General features: G+C 58.8%; 2 protein-coding genes and 1 pseudogene. All 3 read left to right on the forward strand.

Annotation, left to right across the window (positions count from 1 at the left end; all coding sequences use genetic code 11):
* Positions 1-543: 4Fe-4S dicluster domain-containing protein (locus HK23_RS13685; protein ID WP_179193918.1), on the forward strand; the 543-nt coding region annotated here is incomplete at its 5' end.
* A gap of 14 nt (positions 544-557) precedes the next feature.
* On the forward strand, positions 558-4,133 hold the full coding sequence (gene nifJ / locus HK23_RS13690) for a pyruvate:ferredoxin (flavodoxin) oxidoreductase (RefSeq protein ID WP_086654383.1): 3,576 nt from the start codon (positions 558-560) through the stop codon (positions 4,131-4,133).
* Positions 4,134-4,171: 38 nt separating this feature from the next.
* A pseudogene (locus HK23_RS13695) lies at positions 4,172-4,420 on the forward strand (hypothetical protein); the annotation flags it as partial.

The raw sequence follows: 4,420 nt of genomic DNA on the forward strand, positions 1-4,420 counted from the left end.
ACCGGTGAGGCCGGGATTTTTGCAGGCGGTGACTGCATTGGCGGTGCACGGACCATGACAACGGCGACGGGGCACGGCAAACGCGCCGCCCACGCCATTCATGCCTATCTGAACGGCGAGCCCTACGTGCATCCGGCCAGCCATCCGGTGGTGAGCTTCGACATGCTGCATCTCCCTGACTACCGGGATGCACCGCGTAGCAAACAACAGGAACGCCCGTTGACGGACCGCAACACGTTTGAAGAAGTCACTGCCGGGCTGAGTGAGCGCGAGGCCCGCTATGAGGCTGGCCGCTGCCTGTCCTGCGGCAACTGCTTTGAATGTGACAACTGTTTTGCAGCCTGCCCGGAGCAGGCCATTACCCGGCTAGGGCGCGGGAAGGGGTATGAGGTCTCTCTTGATCTCTGCACAGGCTGCGCGCTGTGCGCCGCTCAGTGCCCCTGCCACGCCATAGAAATGCAGCCTGAACCACAGGATGAAAACGCGACCACTGGCAGCCTTGGCGAGCCCATTGCGCCGGTCAATTTCAAAGTGCGCGCGTGAGAAGGGAAAGCGTCATGACCGATCAAAGTGTGACCATGGATGGCAACACCGCAGTTGCCCATATTGCCTATCGCGTAAATGAAGTCTGCGCCATTTATCCCATCACGCCGTCTTCCACCATGGCGGAACAGGCTGATGCCTGGTCGGATCAGGGGATCCGCAACATCTGGGGGACGATCCCGGTGGTGCAGGAAATGCAGGCCGAGGGCGGGGCAGCCGGGTGTGTGCATGGTTCCCTGCAAAGTGGTGCGCTGACCACCACTTTTACGTCCTCGCAGGGGCTGATGCTGATGATCCCCAACATGTTCAAGATTGCGGGGGAACTGACCTCCGTTGTCTTTCATGTAGCCGCGCGTGCGCTGGCGGCCGGAGCGTCCTCCATTTTTGGGGACCATCAGGATATCATGGCTGTGCGCGCCACAGGCTTTGCCATTCTGGGGGCAGGCACCGTGCAGGAAGGGCATGATCTGGCGCTGATCGCGCAGGCCTCCACACTGGCGGCACGCGTGCCGTTCATTCACTTCACGGACGGCTTCCGCACATCGCACGAATATAATGGCCTGCATCTTGTGCCGGATGAGACCATCCGTGCCATGATTGACGATAAGCTGGTGATGGCGCATCGCAAGCGTGGCCTGAGTCCGGAAAATCCGTTTATCCGCGGGACATGGCAAAACCCGGATACGTATTTCCAGAGCCGTGAGTCCGTAAATCCGTTCTATCAGCGCGTGCCCGATTGTGTGCAGGCCGCTATGGACCGCTTTGCCGCCCTCACAGGGCGCCAGTACCAGCTGTTCCGCTATGAGGGCGCTCCGGATGCCGAGCGCGTTGTGGTGTGCATGGGCTCTGGCGCGGAAGTGGTGCGGGAGACCGCCAACTGGTTGTGCCAGCAGGGGCAGAAGGTTGGTGTTTTGCAGGTGCGGCTGTTCCGTCCGTTCTCGGCGAAGCACTTTCTGGATGCGTTGCCAAAAAGCGTAAAATCCATTGCGGTGCTGGACCGCACGAAGGAGCCGGGTGCTCCGATGGAACCGCTGCATGCAGACGTGGTGGGCGTGCTGGCCGAAGGCGTGGCGGAAGGGACCTTCCCGCATATGCCGCGTGTAATTGGCGGGCGGTATGGTTTGTCTTCCAAGGACTTCAACCCGGCCATGGCGCGGGCGGTGTTTGATGAACTGGCTAAGCCGTCCCCCAAGAACCACTTTACCGTCGGTATTCTGGATGATGTGGGGCACACCAGCCTGACCTATGATGAGAACTTTGATATCGAGCCGGAAGGCACTGTGCGCTGCCTGTTCTATGGTCTGGGGGCCGATGGCACCGTGGGGGCCAACAAGAACAGCGTTAAAATTCTGAGTGAAAAACCCGGCTGGTTTGCGCAGGCTTACTTTGATTATGACTCCCATAAATCCGGCGGTCAGACGGCCTCGCACGTCCGGTTTGGCAAAAGCCCGATCAATGCGCCGTATCTGATCCGCCACGCGGATTTTATTGCCTGCCACAAGTTTGATTTCCTGTTCCGGCGTGATGTGCTGGGGGCTGCGAATGATGGCATTTCTTTCCTGCTGAACAGCCCGTATTCGGCTGACGAGGTGTGGGATCAGCTGCCCAGAAAAGTGCAGGACCAGATTGTTTCCAAAAAACTGCGGTTTTTTGTCATCAATGCGTCTGATGTTGCCCTCAATCTGGGTCTTGGCCCACGCGTGAACACCATTCTGCAAACCTGCTTTTTCCATCTCTCCAATGTGCTGCCTGCGGATGAAGCGATTGCGGAAATCAAAAAGGCCATTCAGAAATCTTACGGGGCAAAGGGGGATGCTGTTGTTCAGCTAAACTTCCGTGCTGTGGATGCGGCCCTTGCGGCCCTGCATGAAGTCCGGGTGCCTGCACAGGCCACCGGAACAGTGCCGATGCCGCCGGTTGTGCCGGAGACAGCGCCGCTGTTTGTCAGGCAGGTGACGGGTGAGATTATGGCCGGGCGGGGGGATCTGATCCCTGTCAGCCATATGCCGGTGGATGGAACATTCCCCGGTGGCACCACGCAGTATGAAAAACGCAATATTGCAGTGGAGGTGCCTGTGTGGGACGCAGAGGCCTGCCTGCAATGCGGCCAGTGCAGCATTGTCTGCCCGCATAGTGTCATCCGGGCCAAAATGTATGATGTAGACGATCTGGAAGGCGCTCCGGCCTCTTTCAAATCGGCCGAGATCAATGCACGGGGGTATCCGGACTCTCGCTTTACCCTCCAGTTTTATGTGGAAGATTGCACCGGTTGCGGTGTGTGCGTGGAAAACTGCCCGGCTATTGTGCCCGAGACGGAAAAACGCGCCATCAACATGGCGGAGAAGCTGCCTATTCTGGAGCAGGAACGCCAGAATATCGCGTTTTTTGAAAAACTGCCGGATATGGACCGGGCCAGCATTAACGAAGCCAATGTCCGAGGCGTACAGTTCCTTGAGCCGCTGTTTGAGTTCAGCGGGGCTTGCGCTGGGTGTGGTGAAGCACCGTATCTGAAGCTGGTTTCCCAGTTGTTTGGTGACAGGCTCCAGATTGCGAATGCTACAGGCTGTTCCGCTATTTTTGCGGGTAATACGCCAGCCCATGCCTGGAAAGCCAACGCAGAAGGGCGCGGGGTGGCATGGTCGAACTCACTGTTTGAAGACAATGCCGAGTTTGGTCTGGGCTTCCGTATTGCGGCGGATGAACAGACGGCTCTGGCTCGTAAGCTTGTGCAGGAACAGTCCACTCTGGTGGGCGAGGATCTGGCCAAGGCTCTGCTGAGCGCCTCCCTGCACACGGAAGCGGATTTTGCAGAGCAGCGGAAGCGGGTTGCTGCCCTTAAGCAGAAGCTGGAAGGCGTAGAAGCGCCCGATGCCATCATGCTGCTTTCCGTGGCGGATTTCCTTATTCGCCGCTCTGTCTGGATTATCGGTGGTGATGGCTGGGCGTATGACATTGACTCCGGCGGCCTGGACCATGTGCTGGCACAGGGCCGGAACGTGAATGTGCTGGTGCTGGATACAGAGGTGTATTCCAACACGGGCGGTCAGTCATCCAAGGCGACGCCGCTGGGGGCCTCGGCCAAGTTTGCGGCGGCAGGCAAACGGTCTCCGCGGAAAGATCTAGCCATGCAGGCTATTTCTTACGGGAATGTCTACGTGGCGCAGATCGCTATGGGCGCAAACCCGGAACAGGCTGTTATCGCCATGCGGGAGGCCGAAGCGTATGAGGGGCCGTCCATCATTCTTGCTTATTCCCAGTGTATTGCGCACGGCATTGATATGCGCACAGGCATGAAGCAGGCTGCACGGGCCGTTGCCTCTGGCTACTGGCCGCTGTTCCGGTTTGACCCAACCATGCGCAAAAACGGGCTGAACCCGTTCCGGCTGGATTCAACGCGGCCCCGTATCCCGCTGGAAGATTATGCCTATCAGGAGCTGCGCTACAAAACGCTGACCCGAACGCATCCGGAAGCAGCGACGCATATGCTGCATCAGGCGCAGGCGGCGTTGAATGAGCGCTATCGCCTGTATGAGGATCTGGCCGCCCGTGACGGCAGCCGCTTCCTGCCGCACTGGGAAGATGTGAACTGAAAACCGCAGGGTCTCAAAGAACCGGGGAACTAAAGAGCATGAACCTTGAAACACAGTATCTGGGCCTTTCCCTGCGGCACCCCATTGTGGCGTCCGCATCGCCCCTGACTGCCGATCTGGACCATATTCTGCGTGTGGCGGATGCAGGGGCGGCGGCCATTGTCATGGCCTCCATTTTTGAAGAGGAGATTGCCGCGCAGGAAGTGCATGATGCCGCCCTGTTTGAGATGGGCGAGGATAGTCACCCGGACGTTAATGGCGGGGATTTTTCCGCCCCGCCGCCGGGG

This window comes from Acetobacter malorum (genome assembly GCF_002153605.1).
Classification (GTDB): Bacteria; Pseudomonadota; Alphaproteobacteria; order Acetobacterales; family Acetobacteraceae; genus Acetobacter; species Acetobacter malorum_A.

Coding starts and splice junctions, on each gene's coding strand:
- nifJ (WP_086654383.1), top strand. CDS start 558: ATGACCGATCAAAGTGTGACCATGGATGGCAACACCGCAGTTGCCCAT.